Source organism: Anaerobacillus sp. ABA4_114, assembly GCF_056159065.1.
In genome coordinates, this window is record NZ_JBSWUM010000001.1 from 2,124,790 (window position 1) to 2,146,170 (window position 21,381).

Sequence of the window (21,381 nt, forward strand, 5' to 3'; positions counted from 1 at the left end):
GATGATATCACAAAATCCTCCAGGGTCTGGAGGATTTCATCTTGTAAATACATGTTTTCCAATTGTCTTAATGACATGTCTGCTTCGAATCCAATCATCAGTGGCTGTTTTTGGATTATAGTAAAACAATGCCCCGGAGCTTGGATCTTCACCTTTTAATGCTTCATATGCTGCAAGGTAAGCCTTTTTTCCAGGTTTCTTGCTATATTGACCGTCAGATACTGCTGTATATGCTCCACTCTGAAAGATAACCTCTTTGATCGAATTTGGGAACTTTGATGAACGAACACGGTTTAGCGTAACAGCCGCAACTGCCACTTTCCCTTCGAACGATTCTCCTCTAGCTTCACCATTGATCAATCGAGCTAGCATTTCAACTTCTTTTACAGAGTATTTTTTAACTGATAATTGGTGACCTTTTACTTCTTTTACATCATTCATATTATTAATAGGTAGGTTCATTCGTAATGCTACCTGGTGCTTTGTTTCTGGATCAGGTTTTGTTTCTTTAGGAGTATCTAATTCTCGTGTAGGCAGTTTCGTTTCTGCTTTAACCGAAGTAACTGCTTCAACCTGATGTGATTGATAAGAGATCAGATTTATGAAAAGAGTCATAATCATTAACAATGATACATGTTTTTTCACTTAGCCTCACCCTTCCTATCTCTCAAAATCGTCACAGTTAGAAAGGTTAGAGCATATTCATCATCATTTCAATAGGAAATCGAAGGCCGTATTTCCAGAAAACCGTACAACATGAAACTTATTCCACCTTATTTAAATTCACTATTTGCTAAAACTTGCAACGTCAATTCGTCACTAGGTGGGTTATGGAGTCCTGCTCGTACGTCTCTATATAAACGTTCAATCTTGTTCTTTTTCATTAAACTTCTACCACCGATTATCCTCATAGAAAGGTCGACTACGTCGATCGCCGCGTTTACTGCTTGATGTTTCGCAGCGAATAGCTGTGACTGCATCTGCATTCGCTCTTCAGGATACTTATCCCACTGATCGGCAACAGAATATAGAAAATGGCGTGCACTCAATAGTTTTAATGAAATCTGTCCAATCTTATCTTGAATATGAGGCACTTCACTCAATGGTTTATCCAAACTGTTCGGCTGATACGTATTTACGAATTCGATCGCTTCCTGCTTAGCTGCTTCAGCAATTCCAAGGTAAACCGCAGGTATATGCAACAGCCATCCAGGTGGTATAGCTTTCGTTTTCCGCTCTTTGTCATACACTTCTAATAATCGTTCAGCAGGGACATGGACACCATTAAGAACAAGATCATCACTCCTCGTACCCCGCATTCCAATTACATCCCAAGTTTCTTCAATAGAAACTCCTTCATCTTTCATAGAAACGAGGAAATCGCAAGCTTCCTCACTGTCTTCCAAAGTCGCTTTCACAATCACCTGATCCAGATGAGTACTAAGAGTTGTAAACGTCTTTCTACCTGTCAAACGATATCCTGAATCAACTCTCTTAGCAATCGTTACAGGTAGCCCACCTCTCGTAGGGTCCCCTGTCTTTTCCTCTGTTTGAGCACGATTAATGATCGTTCCTTCTACAACATCTCTAGAAAGTCTCCCGAATGTAATGTCGTTCCACGGTCGTCGATCGTTTAGATCTTTCAAAATACCAAGATGCCAGCCGATCGAAAGCGCAGTAGCCCCCTCTCCTTTACCTAGCTCTTCTTGAATTAAAACAAGCTCATATAAAGAAAGGTCTTCTCCACCATATTGCTTTGGAACAGGTAGCGCTGAGTAACCAGATGTTCTGAACCGATCTAGAATCGATGTTGGAATACTCGCTTCTTCATCGATTTTCGATGCGAATTCCTGTAACTCTTCACTTAAATCCTGCGCTAAATGATGAAGTTTTTCTTCACGCTCATTACGAATAAATTTTTCTATCAAATAAGTCACCTTCCTTTAGTTGACTACTTATCACCGTTCAATTACGATAAAAGCAAATTAAGTTCTTATATTTAACAGTTCATCGATTCGGTCTTGCTTGAAGCCGATAATTACTTCTTCATCGATCACGATCGTAGGCGTAGACATCGATTTATGAGTATTGATCAATTCATCACGAGCTCTTGCATCTTCTTTAATATTAAGCAGCTCATATTCTATCCCATTCACATCGAAATATTGTTTAACAAACTCACACGGCGGACAAGCAGGCTGCGTGTAAACTTTTACATTCTTCATAAACGTCACTTCCCTAATAGAATCTTTTCCGTATAAAACATATCACCAGCGTTTCATACTTGCAACACATCTGTTCTTTAAAACGTTTGTTCCCGATCGATGAAGGGAATTATGCCGACAAGTAGTTGAAACTTTTTTTGAAGATAGAACGTATAAGGTATTACATGGTACCCAACTTTTCATTCTTTTGAAGGAGTGACATATATGAACAACTTATCTGAACAAAATGATAAACAGCGAGAAAAAGCGGAAGAAATTATCCAGAGCTTTTATAATGAAGATGACTCTGATAAAATCCTACAATCTTTATCAGGATTAGGAGAAGATGCTCAGAGGAACGCAGGCCAATCTTTAGAAGCGTTAAAACGTCCTGTAAAAGGAATGATCGACCAACCAGATAATGATCTTCCTGAAAACCTCCACAAGCTAAGGGAGCATGTATCTGAACTAGAACCAACTTATTTAAAGAAAACTAAGTTCAACAAGCTAATGAACAAAGTTCTTGGACGTAATGAAATCGAACAGTATGCAAAAAAGTATAAGACCGTGGAATCTCAAGTAGAGGTTATTGTTGAGTCGTTATTAACAGGCAGAGACAAACTTCAAGAAGACAACTTGATGTTGAGAGAACTCAAAGATGTTGCACGTGAAAGGATCGGCGGGTTAGAAGAGCAAATGGAACTTGGACAGACGTTAATGACGATGCTTGATGAAGAAGCTGCGAAAGATGAATGGAAGGAAAATCCTCTACCCATTCAAAAAGCCCAACAAAAAGTGGTCAGCCGCGTAAAGAATATGTCACAAGCTGTAATGGTGTTGAGACAATCGATGGCTTCCGTTGATCTAATCATAGAAAATAACGAAAAGCTAGAAGAAGCGATTTTCAATGCTGTTACGATGACGAAAAACATCATCACAGTTACCGCTTCCATCCAACTTGCACTTGGTAATCAGCAAAAAGTTATCACAGCTGTTCAAAATGTGAATGAAGCAACGGAATCAATGCTGCTTCGAAATGCAGAAATGCTCAAACAGAACACTGAGGAAACGATTAAAACTCTTGAAAAACCTGCAATTGCGATCGAATCTTTCCGCAAAGCTTATAACGACGTATTCGAAGCGATCGATCTTACAGAAAAATCGAACGCTAGAATCATCGATAGTGGAAAACTATTTATTACTGAGATGGAACAACTCAACAATGAAATGAAGCTTAAGCTTGACGGATCAACTGTAAAGCAAAAGCAGCTTTCTGAAGCTGCAGACCGTCTATAAGACTGGAGGTTATGAACGTGGGGCTACTAAACTCTCCTGAATATCAATGGGTGGAGAAATTTTTGCCTCCCAGATTTAAAACTGTGGAATCATCGTTATTACAAGACGTAGGTTCCTATGAATTTTTAAATTTTGCAGAGCAACTATTAGATGAATTTATTCATAAAATCTCAAACGATTCTCACAAACAAGAAAAATGGAAGCGAACAGAAAAAGGATTTACTATTTTCTTAAAGATCAAACGGAATCTCATTCTTTTTTCAGGGTATGACAGCCAAAAAACTCGCTCTTCTACCCCAAAAAAATTCTTTATACAATGGCAAAGACAAGTTAAGTCTTCGAGTGAACATGGGAAATGTAAACAGGGGTTGATCTTAATCAATGATCGCGGACGAATCATCAAGCGAAGTGTGAAACGGTCCCCTTATTTTTCCGGCATCTTTCATCGAATTAAACAATTAGATCGAGCTCTATTAGGTCCAAAATACGTAGCCCATGCGCCTCAAATTGATGCTACTTTACAAGAAAATGTACAGTTGGTCGAACAGCTTTTGAAAGACCCATCTATCAAAGGGGTTATTTATTCAAGAGCAAACCGACTGTTAAATCTCATCAGTACGATGTTACCTGAACTAGACCTTCTTGATATCGAGGAAAGACACACTGTGAAACGAATGCTATCCACTGAAATCCCTGACCTTTTAGGAGGATATATCGGTTTATCTAAGGATAATAAAGAATTAAGACACGGTGACCTGTTTCAGGCGTTATGTAAAATGGAACTAACGCTTCACCAACTGTTGGAAAAGTTAGAGCAACTAAGATTATCCAAAGTTGACCACCTCTTAAAAGTTAACAAGATGAGATACGATAACGAATAAAAGCTAGCTGTCAAAAAAGACAGCTAGCTTTTATTATACTTCTTGCTCTATATTTTCTTTCATGATCGCTTGAATGCGTTCTGTTACTTCTTCTTCTGATAGTCCGTGTTCTTCCACATAGCGATTACGTGGAGATACTCGGCATTCATGAGAACACCCTCGCAAGTATTTATGCTCATTCTCTTCAGAAGTAATGATTTGCTTATTACAATCTGGATTTGCGCAGTTGACGTATCTCTCACAAGGCTCACCAGTGAAATGGTCTTTACCAACGATCACGTGCTCTTTTTGATTGATCGGAACAGAAATCCGCTCATCGAATACGTAACACTGACCGTTCCAGTATTCACCTTTCGTTTCCTCGTCTTTACCGTACGTAACGATGCCACCATCAAGCTGGTTCACATCTTCAAAGCCCTGATTGATCATCCAGCCAGTGAATTTTTCACAACGAATACCACCAGTACAATAAGTTAGGATCTTCTTGTCTTTTTTATCAGCAAGATTTTCCTGCACCCACTCTGGTAAATCTCGGAAGTTCTTGATATCTGGATTTATCGCACCTTTGAAATGACCAAGCTCATACTCATAGTCATTACGAGTATCTAGAATAATGACGTCCTCATCCTGCATCGCTTCACGCCATTCTTTAGGGGATAAGTGCTTTCCACCTACTTTGGTAGGATTGTGGTTATCCTCTAATCGAAGAGTGACCAATTCAGGCCGTTCACGAACGTGCATCTTTTTAAACGCATGCTCATCTGCTTCGTCTATCTTAAAGAAAAGATCAGAAAAACGTTCGTCAGCATGCATCATATCCATATAAGCTTGAGTTTGCTCAACTGTTCCAGAAAGAGTTCCATTGATGCCTTCTTCAGCAACGAGAATTCTGCCCTTTAATTCATGTTCGTTACAAAACTCCTGGTGTTTCTCCACAAACTCTCCAGGATTATCGATTTGTACATATTTATAATACAATAATACGCGATAGTCTTTATTGCTCATAATCGTATCTCCTTTATTTCACTGTTTCCATAACAGGCTCAACCGCTCCAAAATATTATTATAATAAATTCTCGCTAGAATGCAAATAGATGGTTTTGAATTACCATATGGTTTCAGGGATGAGCACAGTAAGGAAGCTAAACGATTTCAATTGATGGTTTTACAAATACCTTCACATTTCCTTTGATGGCACGTGTGATCATGCACCCATCTTCTGCTCGTTCTGCAATGTCCATGATCTGTTGTCTCAGTGATTCATCAGGAGATTCCTTCAAATAGACAACTGGGAAATGGTGAATCGATTCAACATGTATTCTTCCTTCTTCACTCACAATTAATTTAGATGAGATTTGAATATCGTCAAAAGGAATCTTTTTTGCTTCAAGATAAAGTCCAAGCGTCATAAAATAACAAGCTGCAGAAGAGCTAAGCAATAGTTCATCAGGGTTGGTGCCTTCATCTAAGCCCCCCATTGACGTTGGGATCGTTACACTTGCTGAAAGATTTTCAGAATGAATTTCACCTTTCCCAGTTCTCCCGCCTTTGTAGCTTCCCTTTAGCTCAAATACATGTTCCATCCTACATACCTCCATCTAATTTTTCTTATAAGAAAACTCCACTCTTGGAACAGAGTGGAGGTTGATTTAACAATATTGCTCGAAAGCTCCTGTCAAGTTTTCCACGATGTCTTCAACTTCGTGATCTTCAATTTCTTCACGAGGAATGAAATGGAGAACCTGTCCATCTTTCATCAATGCCATGGAAGGAGAAGAAGGTTCGTATCCTTCTAGATACTCTCTCATTTGGGCAGTTGCTTCACGATCTTGTCCGGCAAACACTGTCACAATATGATCTGGTTTCTTTTCATGTTCAATTGCTTCACGAGCTGCTGGTCGCGCTAAACCTGCCGCACAGCCGCAGACAGAATTGATCACAACTAGTGTTGTACCTTTCGTGCCAGTTACAAATTCTGCAACATCTTCAGCAGTGGTGAGTTCTTTAAAACCTGCAGAAGTTAATTCGTCTCGCATTGGCTGAGCCATTTGTTTCATATATTCTTCATATGGATTCATTATGAGAACCTCCTCTTATTTCGATTTCCGTGCTTGCGTCATTTGATGCCATACTGAGCCTTTTGCTTCTTCGCCACCCTTAATACGCTCGAGTGCAATCCTTGCTTGCATCTTTACTTCGAACTCTGGATCTTCTGTTGCCTGTTCTAAAGCAGGTACTGCTGATTCATCGCCTACCTCGTATAAGAACATGGCAGCCCTCCAACGAACAAGCTTGTTTTTATCAGATAGGGCTTCCACCATTTCAGGAATTGCTTCTACATAACCTAAATCAGACAAACAGTCTCCCGCAGTACGTCTCACAGTCACTGACTTATCTTTCAACGCTTTATATAGTAGAGGCAAGACGTCTTTTGATTCAATCATCCCAAGATAAACAGCAGCTAGTCTACGTATAGAAGCCTTTTCATCTTGTAGCGCTTTTTCTAGTAAAGGAAGGTCGGTGATTTCTGGATCTAATCGATCTAGAGCAGCATATCTTTCCTTCCATTCTGGATGGTCGAGCATCTCAAGCGTAACATGCTTCTTTTCTTGTTTTCTTGAATCAGGCTGTCCTGGGTTAAAAGCATCTTTCACAAGTGCCCCAAGTCTTTTTTCATCATAAGTTGCAGATACTTCCTCAGTGACTTCAACGCCAACTTCTTCCGGAGAACCATAGCGAGGATTTTGCTCTTTCCACTCTCGTTCCATTACCATATTGTCAGAAGCTGAAGAAGCATCCATCGCCGCTTTCATAAATCGATCAGGTAGACCGAAACGATGTTCTTCTTCACCATCGAGCAGCTTTACCTGCATAGGAATACCCCTAAACATTTGAATGAACACTTTTACTTCGCCGAAATCATCGTCAACGGCATCCTTCGAATTGCTCGTTTCATTCGTTTCTTGTCCAAATGCTGCCCTTGCGCCAGGTAAGATATCTTCCCAGGCAAATCTTGCATTACGTTCTAAAGCAATAAAGTCCATTACATGATAGATTTCTTTTACACCAGGAACTTCCATTAGCTGTTGAATATAATCCGGCGCGTCAGCAAGGTCACTCCCCTGCTTATACTGGCGCGTATCCCCTGCGGCTAATGATTCGTTCAGGTTGATTTTCATCGAATTTGGACTCGGTGTTGGTTCGATCGATACGATCTTCATAGAACCTCCCCCTTCTTCAAGTGATTTTATCATAAGTGATTAACATGTACCATTAAGACCCATCACTCATTAAGTGTAACAACCGTCGCATTTTCTTTGTACTCATAATAATAACTTAATACATCATCCACATATTCATCACTATGGTTGTAAGCATACAGAGCAGTTTCTAACTTACCTTCACTCGCTCCGTTAGCTGATAGATAACTTGCGGCTGTGAATGCTGCATCAGTAATATTGTATGGGTCTGCTTTGCCATCCCTGTTTCCGTCTTTTCCATAGCCGCCGTATTTATTAATCAAGGCAGGATCAGTGATATCGATATCGTCACCCTCATTTAATTTTCCTAAGGCACTACCTTCATATTGCCAACCAAGCCATGTACGAGGCATGAACTGGTAATGACCGATGGCCCCTTTTGGACTTTCTAGAGATGCCATCGTTGAAAATTTGGTCTCTACGCGATGCACCGCAGCAAGTAATTCCCACTGTATGTCATACTCTTCAGCAGCTTTTTTATACGTATCGACGTATTCTTCTGGAATATGAGACTTCGATAATTGAAAACGGAACGGTTCACTGTTCCCTTGCAGGAAAAGTGCGAGTATGACACTTGCTATAATCGTAGTTATTATCAATCGTGCAGGTCGTTTCAACGTTGCCCTCTTCCTTCCTATTTTCGTTCGTTGATGTCTGTAAATTCTTCGCTTGGAAGATGGATCCATTTTCCTAAATAACCGTGATCGAATAGCGCCTTAATTAGAATTAATAAAATTGGCGAGAGAATGACCCCAGCAATTCCGAACAGTGATAGAGAAATGATCATAAAGGAGAGAATTGTAAACGCAGACACACCTAAAGAGTCACCAGTGATTTTCGGCTCCATAATCTGTCTAACAAGCATGACGACTCCTAATAAACCGATTAACCAGAATGCTAGTGTAGTCTGACCCACAATGAACAAATAAATCGCCCATGGTAAGAAAATTGCAGATACGCCTAGCAATGGAAGAATATCAAAAAACGCTGCTAACAATGCGATTGTAAAAGCATTATCCACTCTTAATATCCATAGCCCGCAAAGAACAAGAACAAACGTAATCATGATTAGTTTTAGCTGAGCTTTAACATAAGCACCAATCCCACTAAGAACGTTTTCTTTTAAGAAATAATATGCTTTCTTAAATGTGTTAGGCGTGCGTTTGTTCGCGATTCGTTTCCACATTTCGATTTCTACACTCAAAAAATACGCAAGAACGATGCCGATCACAAAATTGATAATTAATGTAGGGATCGATGTCACAAAAGAAAAGATGCCATTAAGAAATCCAGTCAATATAAACGAAGCTTTCTCAACAACGGTAACGGAGTATTCTTGTGCTTTAAGTAAGACATCAGGTGGTAATGCATTCATCTGGAGCTGAGCCCACTCAACATAATTCAACACCTGCTCTTGAAAGATGTCTACATAGCCAGGAATCAAAGATATTAGGTTTTGTAATTGCACGACAAAAATGGCACCAGCAAGAAAGACTACACTTAATACGACTAAAACAAACAGCAGGGTCGAAATCGTTGTTGCTACTGTTTTTCCCAAACCTTTTCTATGTAAAAACCTAGCGAACGGTTCGATGATCAAGAAAATAACATATCCAACAAAGATAGGAGCTGCAATATCAAACAAAAAGCTAAAAACAAACATGATTAAAAATACTGTTAAGACAATCAAACCAATATCGAAAGCGGTACGAGCATATTGCCTATAAAACGTTAACATTTCTTCACCTCTTGTCACTCTTATGACGTAAGCATATCTTTTTTACGCTCTCTTTTCCATAAAAAAAGGGCTTAGATCCCTATTTTTTATGTGTGCAGATGAAACAATGGCTTTTCAGAAGGTTTGCCAAAATAATAGCCTTGGCCTAGTGAGATTCCAATATCGTTACAGAAGTCAGCTTCTTCTTTCTGTTCGATCCCCTCAGCTAATAGTTGGATTCCTTCTTCGTTTGCGAGTTTCGCAATTTCGCGCAATGCATCCTGTTTACTCCTATCCCTATAACATTGATCGATAAATTGTCGATCGATCTTTGCGTAATCAGGTTTTAAGGCTAGTAGAATTTCCTTTGTTGCATACCCAGTCCCTAAATCATCGAGGGCAACTTTCATGCCTTCTTGTTTATAAGAAGTAAAGATTTTCTTCAAATGGTCGATGCGTTGAATCTGCTCCGTTTCCACCACTTCAAACACCAGATCAACAGGATTTACGTTATAGTCTTCAACTGCTCGAAATGTCGTCTTCAAGCAATGAGCAGGGTCATAAATAGAAGAAGGTAAAAAGTTAATAAATCTCTTGATTCCATTCGGAAGGAACTTTGAGCTGATTTCAATCGCTTTGGTTCGAGCTGCGCTATCTAAAAAGGATTGTAAACCAGAGTTTTGAGCCATTTCAAAAAGTTTGAAGGGCTGAAATGAGTAATGATCATTAGTAGGTCTCAATAGAAATTCATATGCAACGGTTTCGTTTCTTTCAAGTGATAAGATCGGCTGCATGTGTGCAGTAAACAGACCTTCTTGCATTATGGTGATATAGTTCAGATTCTGCAACCGAACATAAAAATGTGGAAAAGCTATCGCAGGCTTCTTATCATCACGTAAAGTTAAAGTAGCACAGCTAAATGTTTTTGAAGCGTTTGAACTAAAATGGTCGTCAATCCGACTACATATGTCTGTCAAATCGGTAAGGTTGTCATACGGGATTAAAAAGCTTTCTCCTGAAAGGTTAAATAAAGCGTTTAAACTTTCTAACAATATCGGGGAAGGCGTCGTAATTTCGAAGATACCATTCGGCAAGACTTTTGGAATAAATCCACAATTATTACAGAGCAAGTTTATCATCATCTCCTTATCATAAGAAAAGACAGGGGAATGCCCCCTGTCTTCCTACACTATAACTCTATTTTAAGAGGTTTTCATATAGGTCTGAATAAGTTTCAGCAGACTTTTCCCAAGAGTAATTCAATCGCATCGCACGTTCAACGAGCTTTCTCCACGTAAGGCTTTCGTGATGGTAGTAGTGTAATGCGAGTCGAATCGTACTTAGCATATCGTGAGCATTATAATCAGAAAAACTGAAGCCATGCCCTTCACCCGTATACTTATTGTAAGGTTGTACCGTGTCCTTCAGTCCACCTGTTTCTCGAACGATCGGTAAACTTCCATATCGTAGTGCTATGAGCTGACTGATCCCACACGGTTCAAATTGAGAAGGCATTAGAAATAGATCGGAGGCTGCATAAAGCTGTCTTGCAAAGTCATCATTAAAATAAATGTTAGCCGAAAATCTACCTGGGTATCGATGCTCAGCTTCTCTAAGCATGTGCTCGTAGTGCTCATCTCCAGTTCCAAGAACGACAACCTGTACTTTTTCTTCCATGATCTCTGGAAGTACTCTGAAGAATAAGTCCATCCCCTTTTGCTCAACAAGCCGAGTGATCATAGATATCATTGGAATACCTTCACCTTTTTGAAGACCAAGCTTTTCCTGAAGATCGACTTTGTTTTTTTCTTTTAGAAGAAATGATGCATGGTACGTATATTTTAACGCAGCATCTGTTGATGGATCATAAAGCTCGCTATCGATTCCGTTAATGATTCCTTTGAAATCAGCTTCTCTCTTCCTTAAGATCCCATCTAGATATTCTCCAAAATAAGGCTGCTTGATTTCATCAGCATAAGAAGGGCTAACAGTCGTAATATAGTCCGAGTATGTAAGCCCGCCTTTCATAAAACTTACGTTACCGTGAAATTCTACACCCTCATTCGTGAAATGTAATTCACTCAAGTCCAGAAGGTCATGAAGGATGTCTTTTGGAAATATCCCTTGATAGCGTAAATTATGAATCGTGTACACGGTCTTGATGCTATCGTAGTGAGGATGATTACGGTAATGCGCTTTTTTCAATACCGGTACCATCCCAGTTTGCCAATCATGACAATGGAGGATATCTGGTCGTTCATCCAAATAAGGAATAGCTTCTAAGACCGCTCTACAGAAGAAAGAAAACCTCTCTCCGTCATCGTAATATCCATAGCTACCACTTCTTTTAAAGTAGTATTCATTGTCGATAAAGTAATAGGTAATACCATTGTACCGTAGTGTTTCGATACCACAATATTGATGTCGCCATCCTACTGGTACCGTGATTGCTTCTTTTAGCTCAAGTTTTTCTTTAAACGATTCATTCATATCCTCATATTTCGGGAGGATGACAGATACGTTGATCCCTTGCTTTTGTAGTTCCTTCGGTAAAGCACCGATCACATCACCAAGGCCTCCCGTTTTAATGAACGGGTGGCCTTCGGATGCGGCAAACAATACATTCATGAATTGTTCCCTCCTGCTAAATAACTGTAGACTTTGCAATTACTCTCGGTTCATCTTCAGATGTCACTTTTTCATGTGGTGAGACGGATACATCCTTATCAAGGATAACGTTCTCAATAACAGCGCCCTCACCGATTTCACACTTCTGCATGATGATACTGTTACGAATAATCGCACCTTTTCCTACTCTGATTCCTCTAAATAAAATACTATTTTCGACTGTCCCTGAAATCTTGCAGCCATTGGCAATCAAGGAATTAGCAACGGTTGAAGACTCATCATACTTAGCAGGTGCCTCATGCTTAACCTTCGTATAGATCGGACCTTTGTTGTAAAAGAGTTCCTGAGTTACATTTGGGTCAAGCAGTTCCATGCTATAGCGGTAATAGCTCTCAACGTTATCGATAAATGTCACGTAGCCGCCGAAATGACAGCCGTGAACATTGTAACGCTCTAAGTTACTCGCTATTGCCTCATTAACTGACTTGTATTTACCCGTCTCCATGCTCTCTTCAACGATTGAAATAAGAAGGGATGACTTCATCACGAAGGTATTCAGGTACACATCGTCCCCAGGCAGTGGCTCTACATCAAGATTTAGCTTTTCAACACGATTTTCTTCATTCGTATAAAGAACATTGTACGTATTGCCACTTACATAAGGATCATCACATGGTTTATATACTAACGTAATATCCGCACCGTTTTCTTCGTGTTCATCGATCACGCTGTTAAAATCTACATTCCATACTAACTTTCCATTCGTTACGACAACATAGTTTGAAAGACTACGCTTAAAGTATGATAGATTCTCATAAAATGAACGGATATCACCATTTTCAATTCGTTCCTCACTTGCTGGAGGCTGGAAGAACAATCCGCCTTGATGTCTATCTAAATCCCATTCTTTCCCTGACCCTAGATGATCTAGTAAAGAACGGTATTTCTCTCTTGTGAAAACAGCAACCGTATTAATACCTGCATTCGTCATGCTTGACAGTGAAAAATCGATCAATCGATATCGCCCTGCAAAAGGAACAGAGGCAAAGCTCCGATGACTTGTTAATTCGCTAAGATCATTCTTTTCATCGATTAAGTTAATGACACCTACTACTTTTCTCATCGTTCATCCTCCTGTTCTATTTTGGTACAGAGACTATTTCGCCGTCAGCAATCAAGGAGATAGATCCGTCTTTATTTCCAAGCTCCATGCCATCTTCAATCACTGTACCACTCTCAATGATTGCATTCTCGATCTTAACATTCGCACCAATTTTCACATCAGGCATAATGATTGAGTTCTTGATCGTTGTACCAAGGCCAACGTGCACCCCGTAAAATAGTACTGAACGATACACATCGCCATACACTACGCATCCTTCGTTCACGAGTGAACGGCTCACGTTCGCCTTTGGAGCGATGTATTGTGGTGGCTGGTTTGGATTTACAGAATAAATTCTCCAAGAAGGGTCATTTAGGATTAAATCTGGATCGTCATCTAACAGATCCATGTTAGCTTCCCAGAGACTTTGAAGCGTTCCAACGTCTTTCCAGTAACCGCTAAACGAATAGGCATATAGATCCTTTTGGTCTTCGATCATCGCAGGAATGATGTCTTTTCCAAAGTCGTTTGAGGAGTTGGGATTTTGCTCATCTTCAGTCAAATACTTTTCTAAAGCTTTCCAACTGAAGATGTAAACGCCCATAGATGCTAGATTCGTTTTCGGTTCTGCTGGCTTTTCTTGAAACTCTACAATTCGATCATCGTCGTCTGTATTCATGATCCCAAAGCGATTCGCTTCGTTCCAAGGCACTTCAAGCACCGCGATCGTAGCGTCTGCTCCTTTTTCTTCGTGATAATCTAGCATTTCAGAATAATCCATTCGGTAGATATGGTCACCTGAAATAACTAGAACGTATTCAGGATCATATTGACGAAGGTAATACATGTTCTGATAAATCGCGTTCGCTGTTCCTTTGTACCATTCTCCACCTTTTTGGCCTAGGAATGGCGGCAATACCGATACGCCTCCGTTCTTTCTATCAAGATCCCATGCACTTCCGATACCGATGTAAGAGTTGAGTATGTAAGGCTGATACTGTGTTAATACGCCAACGGTATCAATCCCTGAATTACTACAGTTACTTAACGTGAAATCAATGATTCTGTACTTACCACCAAACGGGACAGCAGGTTTAGCGAGGCGCGTTGTTAACTTGCCGAGTCTCGTCCCCTGTCCTCCAGCTAATAGCATCGCTACACAACGTTTTTTAGACATATCGATTTCTCCTTTCAAGGTTGCTTTTATTTTTTTTGCCGAGAACCACGATACCTAATGGTGGAATTTTGAGCTGAAGACTATATGGCTGATTGTGATACGGTTGTTTTTCACTAAGCAACTTGTCTGCATTCACCTGCCCGGATCCCCCATATTTTTCCTGATCGCTATTAAACATTTCTACATAGTGTCCAGATGAAGGAACGCCAATTCGATAATCGTAGTAGACATTTGCAGAAAAATTGCAAATAATGATGTCGCAATCACCCTTCGCCTTTCCTTTTCTCATGAAAGAGAGTACAGATTGCGAACTGTCATTCGCATCGATCCATTCAAACCCTTCTGGATCATGGTCGATTCGCCATAATGCCCTTGATTCCAAGTAAAATCGGTTTAAGTCTTTCACATAACCATTCATTTTGTTATGAAGATCATAGTCAAACAACATCCAATCGAGTTCACTTAAATCTTTCCATTCATCAAACTGCCCGAACTCTCCTCCCATAAACAGTAGTTTTTTGCCTGGGTGTGACATCATATACCCGTAAAGCGTGCGAAGATTAGCAAATTTCTGCCAATAGTCGCCTGGCATTTTGTTCAGGAGTGATTTCTTTCCATGTACCACCTCATCATGAGATAGCGGCAGGAGATAGTTTTCAGAGAACGCATAGAAGAATGAAAATGTGAGTAGATTATGATGATGTTGTCGATCATCCATGTGAAGTTCCATGTACTTTAAGGTATCGTTCATCCAGCCCATATTCCATTTATAATTAAACCCAAGACCACCTTCATGGACTGGGGCACTTACGAGTGGATAGTCTGTCGACTCCTCAGCCATCATTAAAACATTTGGGAAGTGTTCAAAAATCGTTTTGTTTAATTTCTGGATGAATTCTTTAGCTGCATGATTTTCTCCTACCCCGCCAGCTCCCTCATGATGATATAAAATCATTTGAGAAACAGCATCTATTCTTAAACCATCGATATGATATAAATCAAACCAAAAAAATGCATTAGAAATTAGAAAGCTAACGATTTCGGGTTTACTATAATCAAAGTTATATGTTCCCCAATTCTTTCTCTCAGCAAGCTCTGGATCTGATGGTTCGAAAACCGGACCACCATCGAACTGCCCGAGACCATGAGCATCTTTACAGAAATGAGCAGGAACCCAGTCTAAGATAACTCCGATATCCTCTTGATGGCACCGATCAATGAATGCCTTCAAGTCGTCTGGCTCACCAAATCGACTCGTTACAGAGTAATAACCTGTGATCTGATATCCCCACGAACGGTCGAACGGATGCTCCATCACCGGCATGAGTTCAATATGAGTATACCCATGCTCTTTCACATAAGGAATCAGTTCTTTCGTAAGGTCATCGTAAGAGTAATAAGAGCCATCCTGTTTTTTTCGCCATGAACCTGGATGTACCTCGTAGATTGATATTGGAAGGTCATACGGCGGTGTTTTCTTCCTTTTATTCATCCATCTACTATCTCGCCAATCGTACTCATCGACTTTCTTTACGATCGATGCAGTTTTGGGCTTATGCTCTGAATAAAAAGCATACGGGTCGGATTTCATTAAAAGTGAGCCATCTTGTGAAGTAACGCCGTACTTATAAAGTTCACCTTCACGAAGACCTTCAATAAACGAAGACCACAAGCCAGATTCTTCAATCTTGGTCATTTCGTTCCTTGTCGCATCCCAGTCGTTGAAATTTCCAACAACAGCTACTGCTTTTGCGTGCGGCGCCCAAACGGTGAAACGTACCCCAATCTTGCCATCCTCTTCTGCTAGATGAGCACCCATCGATCGGTAAGCTTGAAATAAGTTCCCTTGATGAAATAAATACCGATCGTAATCTGTCGGCATCGAAACTGTCATTGCGACACCTCTCTCTCATGCTAATGGTAGCGATTTACTTATGTACTCCGCTACTGTTTTATCATTCGACAGCGTCATTCCAATTCCTTTTCAATCCATGTATTTTCATGAAAAAAAAGTTGAAATTAATATTGATTCGTCGAAATGTTTTTTCAATGTAAAGAAACCGTGGAATCCCCCACGGTTTCTTTACAATTACGATACATTCTCTTGTGATTGAGCCATTCTTTCTAATAGTTGGTAAGTCATGGATACTGACCAAGCTAATGGTGTATTCTTATTCGGGACATCCGTTCCACCAATATATAGCTCAGGTATCTTCCCGCTTTCTGGCGTAATCGTCATCGTCTTCTCGAAGTATTCGTTCATCTTATCTACTTGACCGATTTGACCATAACAGAGACCTAGCCATGGGAATCCAAAACACCATTCTGCTTCACTGCCTCCATTATAGTATTGATCACCTTCGTAACGGAGGACTCCACGTTCCCTTTCAAGTCGTTCAGTAATGCGTTCTAAGATTTTTATGGCTGTTGATCTAGAAACGACTCTCAGCGGATAGATCAACGATAAAAGTGAGAGGTCGACTTCCTTTGTGGCACTTTCTGCTGGAAGAAGACGATCAAGGGTTCTCTCTCCTTTTTGAATGAGCTCTTGCGGCACTTCGACTAACGTTCTTACTGCTTTTAATCCAGCTACACACGCTCCAACGCTTGAAGCATGAATTTCTACATTTTCTTCCCACATACCATTATCAGGGTTTTTCCAATACTCGAGACATTCGAGATAATTCACTAGCTTTTGAACGATGCGATAGTCGACTTTATCACGTAATATTGGTTTTCCTACTTGTATTCCTTGGCCTATTCCAAACAGCAGGATGCCGATCGCATCATTTTGAGCATGACCCCATTCGACAGGAATCTCCTCTAGGTCTTTTGAATATCTAGAGTGAATGTATTCATGTAAATATACTGGCTTCTGTTTTGTATGGATATCTAGCTTCCATTCGTATTTTCTAAGTAATGAAAGAAGGGAATGATAGGCCTTCTCGTACCTTGTACATTTCGATGTTAAATAGGGCATCACAGTATAACAGACGTCTCGGATCCATATATAATCATAATCATCAGAAGTACTCGCAACGTAAGCTCCATTCGGTAACCTCATGCTTTCGAGTACGTTATGCAATTTATATTGGTTCATCCCACTCACCTGCTCCTTATTTTTTACTATAATTGTTACCCTATTCGACATTTTTTTAATCACAAAAAGACCGACCCTTTTTTTAGGGTCAGTCGATTGTACTAGTGATTGCTGTGATTTCTTCATCAACAGGCTCTAGTCGATAAACATAATCGATGTATGTGAGCAGGTTGTCACGTGCTTCTTTTACTTTAACGAATTCTGTTTCGCGTATGAATGCATGTACGAATTTTTCAATTCGTTTTGCAAGGATATCGTCATCAGTTTTCATCATCAGAACGCTTAGATCGATACAAGCGCAGTGATGAGTGTAATAAAGAGCTTTGTCATAGTCGGTAATATCCAATGACTTGCCCCCTTTCTAGGAGCTTACCTATAGTATTTGCAGGGGGACTCCACATACACGAAGAAAAAGATAACAATGATTTCTTAAAGGACGAAGGTATAACCGTCCTTCTGCTCAACTTTCTTTTCTTTTAAAAGCTTACCCATCGCACGTTTGAAAGCAGCTTTACTTATGTTGAACTCACGCTTGATCGCTTCTGGATCGCTCTTATCTGTAAAAGGCATCTTCCCACCGCGATCAACCATATATTGATAAAGTTTGTCTGCATCTTCAAGTCGTGCTTCTTTCACCAAAGGACGAGTCGAGACATTGATCCTGCCGTCTTCTCTTACGAATGTAACCCGGACCTGAACCCTTTCTCCAAGCCGCACGTTTTGCTTCATTTCATCATTGTGAAGAAATGCAAGGTAACCATCATCTGTGAAAACTGAAGCTCCTTCATCAGAAAAACGGTAAACGACGCCTTCCGTTTCTTTATTTTTCAGATCCTCGCTTGCTTCGGTAGAAAGTTCTTTGATTTCTTCAAAGTTGCTTAAATCTGCAAACAGCCGATTCTTCTTATCGAGCTTAAGTCCGCAGTACAACTCGTCTCCTACATCTGGCCACCTCGTGCGGTCTGTTGGCAAGTCGTCTTTTGAAAGGAGCATGTCCTTTTGAATGCCAATGTCTACAAAAACACCTAGTCGAGGTTGCACACCGACCACTTTAAGGATTGAAAAAGAATCGAGCGTAACGACTGGCATCGTCTCAGTTGCAGAAAGCCTGCCTTCGTGATCATGATAAAGAAAAACTTCTACTTCATTTCCTTCGTCATGTTGCTCTACCGCCTCATTCTTGTGCAGCAAGACATCTTCGTTCCCGTTCGTTAAAAAATATCCATATTCTTGTTTACGAGCTACTTTTAGCTTCGTTATTTCTCCAGCGTATAATTGTGTTGCCAACTCATTTCACAGCCTTTCATAATCCTTTACTTAGTATATCACTACACCAATATGTATTCTCTATTTATCATAAATCTTTTCATCCTGTAAATACTAACATGGACTTCAATCAAAGGAGAGGTGCACCATGTCAACTTACCGAAAACTTGAAGAAATGCTTAAAAATGCCGATGAGCTCGTTGAATATGCAGGTGAGCAGCTTGAAAAAGCTACTCAAGTCGCGCCAGGAATTACGGATAAAGAATACACTGAAACTCAACAGCTTCTTGAGCAAATGGCGATCGATATCGATAAAATGATCCATAGTGCCACACCAGAACAACGAGATGCATTAACACGAGCAAGACAGCAAGTACAAGATCGTCAAAACGACTTCATCTTAGGCTTCGATACGTAAAGGTCTGCATTTCTGCAGACCTTTTACTATCCTGAATACCCGAAGGAACCGAACTCACTTGCTAATTTCTCAGAATGCTTGCGACGTGCCTTTCTAGCTTTCATTCTCTCTTCTCCACCATCGTAAACAAATTTTTCTTCCTTCGTTTCTGGCAATGCTTCAGGTACCATCGTTGGTTTCCCTTCTTCGTTTAACGCTACAAACGTTAAAAACGATGTCGCACAAACTTTCTTCGCACCTGTAATGACGTTCTCAGCGAATATTTTCACTAATACTTCCATCGAGGTGTTGTGTGTCCAGCTGACATAAGACTCAAGACTAACGACTTCTCCCTCGCGGATAGGCTGAAGAAAATCGATCGAGTCCGCTGAAGCCGTCACTACTGCTGACCTAGCGTGTTTTGACGCAGAGATCGCTGCGATGTCATCGATGTATGACATGAGTCTGCCACCAAAAAGAGTTCCGTGTGTATTTGTATCTGAAGGAAGAACAAAGCTTGATTTTGTTGTTCTAGAAACGCGTATTAATTTTTTTGTTAATTGAGTATCTGACATAACGACATTCACCTTTTCTAAAACAGACCGACTGCTTGACCGTCTTCTGTTACATCCATATTTAACGCCGCAGGCTTCTTCGGAAGTCCTGGCATCGTCATTACATTCCCTGTCAGTGCTACGATAAAGCCAGCGCCGATCGATGGTCTAAATTCCCTCACATTAATGGAAAAACCTGTCGGTCGTCCGAGTAAAGCGGCATTATCAGATAATGAATACTGAGTCTTCGCCATACATACCGGTAAGTGAGACCATCCGTTTGCTTCAAACTCTTTTAGTTGCTTGAGAGCCTTAGGACCGAATTGCACCCCATCGGCACCATAAATTTCTTGTGCAATCGTTGTAATTTTATCTTCAATAGATGCATCCAGATCATAAAGTGGCGAGAAGTTGTTTTCGGAATGCTCGATTTGATCAATAACTGTTTTAGCAAGGACTTCTCCACCTTTACCACCCTCTGCCCAAACATCAGTGAGAGCAACTGGCACATCATTTTCATTACACCAATCGAGAAGCGCGTTCACTTCTAAATCAGTATCTGTCATGAAACGGTTGATCGCAACGACGAAAGGTACGCCGAATTTTCTAATGGAAGAAATATGCTGCTGTAAATTCGCTAAACCTTCCTGTAGTGCTGCAACGTTTTCTTCTTTAAGGTTATCTTTTGGAATTCCCCCGTGCATTTTTAACGCTCGAATTGTAGCAACGATCACGGTAGCTGCAGGATCGATATCGCCAGCTCTTGTTTTGATATCAAAAAACTTTTCTGCGCCTAAATCCGCCCCGAACCCTGCTTCCGTCACGACATAGTCAGAAAGCTTTTGAGCCATTTTTGTCGCTGCTACACTGTTACAGCCATGAGCAATGTTCGCAAAAGGGCCACCGTGTATTAATGCAGGTGTGTTTTCTAAAGTCTGAACGAGGTTCGGATTCATAGCATTCTTAAGGAGGAGTGTTAGTGCACCCTGCACCCCAAGGTCAGCTACTGTAATCGGAAGTTTGGAACGGTTGTAACCGATAACGATTCGTCCAATTCTCTGCTTAAGGTCCGTTAAATCTGATGCTAAACAAAGGATCGCCATCAGTTCAGATGCCACAGTGATATCGAACCCGTCTTCTCTCGGAACACCTTGGGTTGGACCACCTAGCCCGATCGTCACTTGTCTTAAAGCTCTGTCATTAAGATCCAAAACCCTTTTCCAAGTTATTCGTCTAGTATCAAAATCGAGTTCATTACCTTGATGGATATGATTATCGATCATCGCTGACAATGCATTATGAGATGATGTGATCGCGTGGATGTCACCTGTGAAGTGAAGGTTAATATCCTCCATAGGCATTACTTGTGAATAACCTCCACCAGCAGCCCCTCCTTTAATTCCCATACTAGGACCAAGAGAAGGCTCCCTCATTGCAACGATTGCTTTCTCACCGATTCGATTAAGCGCCTGAGCAAGTCCAACTGTAACTGTGCTTTTCCCCTCACCAGCCGGTGTAGGATTGATAGCCGTTACAAGGATCACTTTCCCAGATGGATTCTTACTCAGCCTCTTCATGCTTGAAAGTGAGATTTTTGCTTTGTAATGCCCATAAGGCTCCCATTCATCCTCCGTTAAGCCTAAGCCGCTTGCTATTTCGTTTATTCGTTTCATTTTTGCATCTTGTGCAATCTCAATATCACTCTTCATTCGAACTTCCGACTTCATCAAATCCCTCCATACCCTATACTATTTCCATATATATCTTAACTAAGTTTATTAATTACGTTAAGAATAATC

General features: G+C 40.5%; 22 protein-coding genes. 3 read left to right on the forward strand and 19 right to left on the reverse strand.

Annotation, left to right across the window (positions count from 1 at the left end; genetic code table 11):
• Positions 1 to 36: 36 nt before the first annotated feature.
• From ACXAEY_RS10715 to ACXAEY_RS10725, 3 genes are all read right to left on the reverse strand, one after another.
• Positions 37 to 645 (reverse strand): cell wall hydrolase, encoded by a 609-nt coding sequence (locus ACXAEY_RS10715; RefSeq protein WP_474811928.1) that lies wholly within the window; start codon positions 643 to 645, stop codon positions 37 to 39.
• Between the two features lie 128 nt (positions 646 to 773).
• A complete protein-coding gene (locus tag ACXAEY_RS10720; RefSeq protein ID WP_474811930.1) occupies positions 774 to 1,937 on the reverse strand; it encodes an acyl-CoA dehydrogenase family protein in 1,164 nt (387 codons plus the stop codon).
• Positions 1,938 to 1,985: 48 nt separating this feature from the next.
• Complete coding sequence (locus ACXAEY_RS10725) at positions 1,986 to 2,225, reverse strand: glutaredoxin domain-containing protein (protein WP_270181998.1); 240 nt, start codon at positions 2,223 to 2,225, stop codon at positions 1,986 to 1,988.
• Positions 2,226 to 2,429: 204 nt separating this feature from the next.
• Here ACXAEY_RS10725 and ACXAEY_RS10730 point away from each other — a divergent pair, with 204 nt between their 5' ends.
• Positions 2,430 to 3,500, forward strand: coding sequence for a toxic anion resistance protein (locus ACXAEY_RS10730; RefSeq protein WP_474811933.1), 1,071 nt, complete (start codon positions 2,430 to 2,432; stop codon positions 3,498 to 3,500).
• Positions 3,501 to 3,517: 17 nt separating this feature from the next.
• Entirely contained in the window at positions 3,518 to 4,381 is an 864-nt protein-coding gene (locus ACXAEY_RS10735; protein ID WP_474811935.1) for a hypothetical protein, read from the forward strand.
• Between the two features lie 33 nt (positions 4,382 to 4,414).
• Here the strand turns inward: ACXAEY_RS10735 and trhO are convergent, their stop codons facing one another.
• The 14 genes from trhO to ACXAEY_RS10805 all read right to left on the reverse strand — a co-directional run bounded on the left by trhO (position 4,415) and on the right by ACXAEY_RS10805 (position 18,652).
• Positions 4,415 to 5,386, reverse strand: coding sequence for an oxygen-dependent tRNA uridine(34) hydroxylase TrhO (gene trhO, locus ACXAEY_RS10740; RefSeq protein WP_270181995.1), 972 nt, complete (start codon positions 5,384 to 5,386; stop codon positions 4,415 to 4,417).
• 137 nt (positions 5,387 to 5,523) lie between these two features.
• Positions 5,524 to 5,964: an OsmC family protein gene (locus tag ACXAEY_RS10745; RefSeq protein WP_474811937.1), complete on the reverse strand. Its 441-nt coding sequence runs from the start codon at positions 5,962 to 5,964 to the stop codon at positions 5,524 to 5,526.
• Between the two features lie 66 nt (positions 5,965 to 6,030).
• Entirely contained in the window at positions 6,031 to 6,462 is a 432-nt protein-coding gene (locus ACXAEY_RS10750; RefSeq protein ID WP_270182070.1) for a BrxA/BrxB family bacilliredoxin, read from the reverse strand.
• A gap of 12 nt (positions 6,463 to 6,474) precedes the next feature.
• Positions 6,475 to 7,602 (reverse strand): conserved virulence factor C family protein, encoded by a 1,128-nt coding sequence (locus ACXAEY_RS10755; RefSeq protein WP_474811939.1) that lies wholly within the window; start codon positions 7,600 to 7,602, stop codon positions 6,475 to 6,477.
• Between the two features lie 62 nt (positions 7,603 to 7,664).
• Positions 7,665 to 8,258 (reverse strand): lytic transglycosylase domain-containing protein, encoded by a 594-nt coding sequence (locus ACXAEY_RS10760; RefSeq protein WP_474811941.1) that lies wholly within the window; start codon positions 8,256 to 8,258, stop codon positions 7,665 to 7,667.
• A gap of 17 nt (positions 8,259 to 8,275) precedes the next feature.
• Entirely contained in the window at positions 8,276 to 9,379 is a 1,104-nt protein-coding gene (gene ytvI, locus ACXAEY_RS10765; protein ID WP_270181991.1) for a sporulation integral membrane protein YtvI, read from the reverse strand.
• 86 nt (positions 9,380 to 9,465) lie between these two features.
• Positions 9,466 to 10,488 carry an EAL domain-containing protein gene (locus ACXAEY_RS10770; protein ID WP_474811942.1) on the reverse strand — a complete coding sequence of 341 codons (1,023 nt, stop codon included), beginning with the start codon at positions 10,486 to 10,488 and terminating at the stop codon, positions 9,466 to 9,468.
• Positions 10,489 to 10,555: 67 nt separating this feature from the next.
• Positions 10,556 to 11,986, reverse strand: coding sequence for a glycogen synthase GlgA (glgA, locus tag ACXAEY_RS10775; RefSeq protein ID WP_474811944.1), 1,431 nt, complete (start codon positions 11,984 to 11,986; stop codon positions 10,556 to 10,558).
• Positions 11,987 to 12,002: 16 nt separating this feature from the next.
• Positions 12,003 to 13,109: a glucose-1-phosphate adenylyltransferase subunit GlgD gene (gene glgD, locus ACXAEY_RS10780; RefSeq protein ID WP_270181988.1), complete on the reverse strand. Its 1,107-nt coding sequence runs from the start codon at positions 13,107 to 13,109 to the stop codon at positions 12,003 to 12,005.
• 16 nt (positions 13,110 to 13,125) lie between these two features.
• On the reverse strand, positions 13,126 to 14,265 hold the full coding sequence (locus ACXAEY_RS10785) for a glucose-1-phosphate adenylyltransferase (RefSeq protein WP_270181987.1): 1,140 nt from the start codon (positions 14,263 to 14,265) through the stop codon (positions 13,126 to 13,128).
• Positions 14,258 to 16,159: a 1,4-alpha-glucan branching protein GlgB gene (gene glgB, locus ACXAEY_RS10790; protein WP_474811945.1), complete on the reverse strand. Its 1,902-nt coding sequence runs from the start codon at positions 16,157 to 16,159 to the stop codon at positions 14,258 to 14,260. Before glgB ends, ACXAEY_RS10785 begins: the two co-directional genes overlap by 8 nt.
• A 195-nt stretch (positions 16,160 to 16,354) precedes the next feature.
• Positions 16,355 to 17,365: a glycoside hydrolase family 15 protein gene (locus ACXAEY_RS10795; protein WP_474811948.1), complete on the reverse strand. Its 1,011-nt coding sequence runs from the start codon at positions 17,363 to 17,365 to the stop codon at positions 16,355 to 16,357.
• Positions 17,366 to 17,453: 88 nt separating this feature from the next.
• On the reverse strand, positions 17,454 to 17,711 hold the full coding sequence (locus ACXAEY_RS10800) for a YhdB family protein (RefSeq protein WP_270181984.1): 258 nt from the start codon (positions 17,709 to 17,711) through the stop codon (positions 17,454 to 17,456).
• 83 nt (positions 17,712 to 17,794) lie between these two features.
• On the reverse strand, positions 17,795 to 18,652 hold the full coding sequence (locus ACXAEY_RS10805) for a CvfB family protein (protein WP_474811951.1): 858 nt from the start codon (positions 18,650 to 18,652) through the stop codon (positions 17,795 to 17,797).
• A 127-nt stretch (positions 18,653 to 18,779) separates the two neighbouring features.
• Here ACXAEY_RS10805 and ACXAEY_RS10810 point away from each other — a divergent pair, with 127 nt between their 5' ends.
• Positions 18,780 to 19,049: a DUF2524 family protein gene (locus ACXAEY_RS10810; RefSeq protein WP_270181982.1), complete on the forward strand. Its 270-nt coding sequence runs from the start codon at positions 18,780 to 18,782 to the stop codon at positions 19,047 to 19,049.
• 26 nt (positions 19,050 to 19,075) lie between these two features.
• Here the strand turns inward: ACXAEY_RS10810 and ACXAEY_RS10815 are convergent, their stop codons facing one another.
• Both ACXAEY_RS10815 and ACXAEY_RS10820 read right to left on the reverse strand, forming a co-directional pair.
• Positions 19,076 to 19,603, reverse strand: a complete 528-nt coding sequence (locus ACXAEY_RS10815) for an acyl-CoA thioesterase (protein WP_270181981.1) — start codon at positions 19,601 to 19,603, stop codon at positions 19,076 to 19,078.
• 17 nt (positions 19,604 to 19,620) lie between these two features.
• Positions 19,621 to 21,309 (reverse strand): formate--tetrahydrofolate ligase, encoded by a 1,689-nt coding sequence (locus tag ACXAEY_RS10820; protein WP_474811954.1) that lies wholly within the window; start codon positions 21,307 to 21,309, stop codon positions 19,621 to 19,623.
• Positions 21,310 to 21,381: the final 72 nt, after the last annotated feature.

Bases quoted from the DNA above. Each gene is read 5' to 3' on its own strand.
- ACXAEY_RS10725 (WP_270181998.1), bottom strand. From the start codon at position 2,225: ATGAAGAATGTAAAAGTTTACACGCAGCCTGCTTGTCCGCCGTGTGAG.
- ACXAEY_RS10730 (WP_474811933.1), top strand. From the start codon at position 2,430: ATGAACAACTTATCTGAACAAAATGATAAACAGCGAGAAAAAGCGGAA.
- trhO (WP_270181995.1), bottom strand. From the start codon at position 5,386: ATGAGCAATAAAGACTATCGCGTATTATTGTATTATAAATATGTACAA.
- ACXAEY_RS10745 (WP_474811937.1), bottom strand. From the start codon at position 5,964: ATGGAACATGTATTTGAGCTAAAGGGAAGCTACAAAGGCGGGAGAACT.
- ACXAEY_RS10755 (WP_474811939.1), bottom strand. From the start codon at position 7,602: ATGAAGATCGTATCGATCGAACCAACACCGAGTCCAAATTCGATGAAA.
- ytvI (WP_270181991.1), bottom strand. From the start codon at position 9,379: ATGTTAACGTTTTATAGGCAATATGCTCGTACCGCTTTCGATATTGGT.
- glgA (WP_474811944.1), bottom strand. From the start codon at position 11,986: ATGAATGTATTGTTTGCCGCATCCGAAGGCCACCCGTTCATTAAAACG.
- glgD (WP_270181988.1), bottom strand. From the start codon at position 13,109: ATGAGAAAAGTAGTAGGTGTCATTAACTTAATCGATGAAAAGAATGAT.
- ACXAEY_RS10785 (WP_270181987.1), bottom strand. From the start codon at position 14,265: ATGTCTAAAAAACGTTGTGTAGCGATGCTATTAGCTGGAGGACAGGGG.
- glgB (WP_474811945.1), bottom strand. From the start codon at position 16,159: ATGACAGTTTCGATGCCGACAGATTACGATCGGTATTTATTTCATCAA.
- ACXAEY_RS10795 (WP_474811948.1), bottom strand. From the start codon at position 17,365: ATGAACCAATATAAATTGCATAACGTACTCGAAAGCATGAGGTTACCG.
- ACXAEY_RS10810 (WP_270181982.1), top strand. From the start codon at position 18,780: ATGTCAACTTACCGAAAACTTGAAGAAATGCTTAAAAATGCCGATGAG.
- ACXAEY_RS10815 (WP_270181981.1), bottom strand. From the start codon at position 19,603: ATGTCAGATACTCAATTAACAAAAAAATTAATACGCGTTTCTAGAACA.
- ACXAEY_RS10820 (WP_474811954.1), bottom strand. From the start codon at position 21,309: ATGAAGTCGGAAGTTCGAATGAAGAGTGATATTGAGATTGCACAAGAT.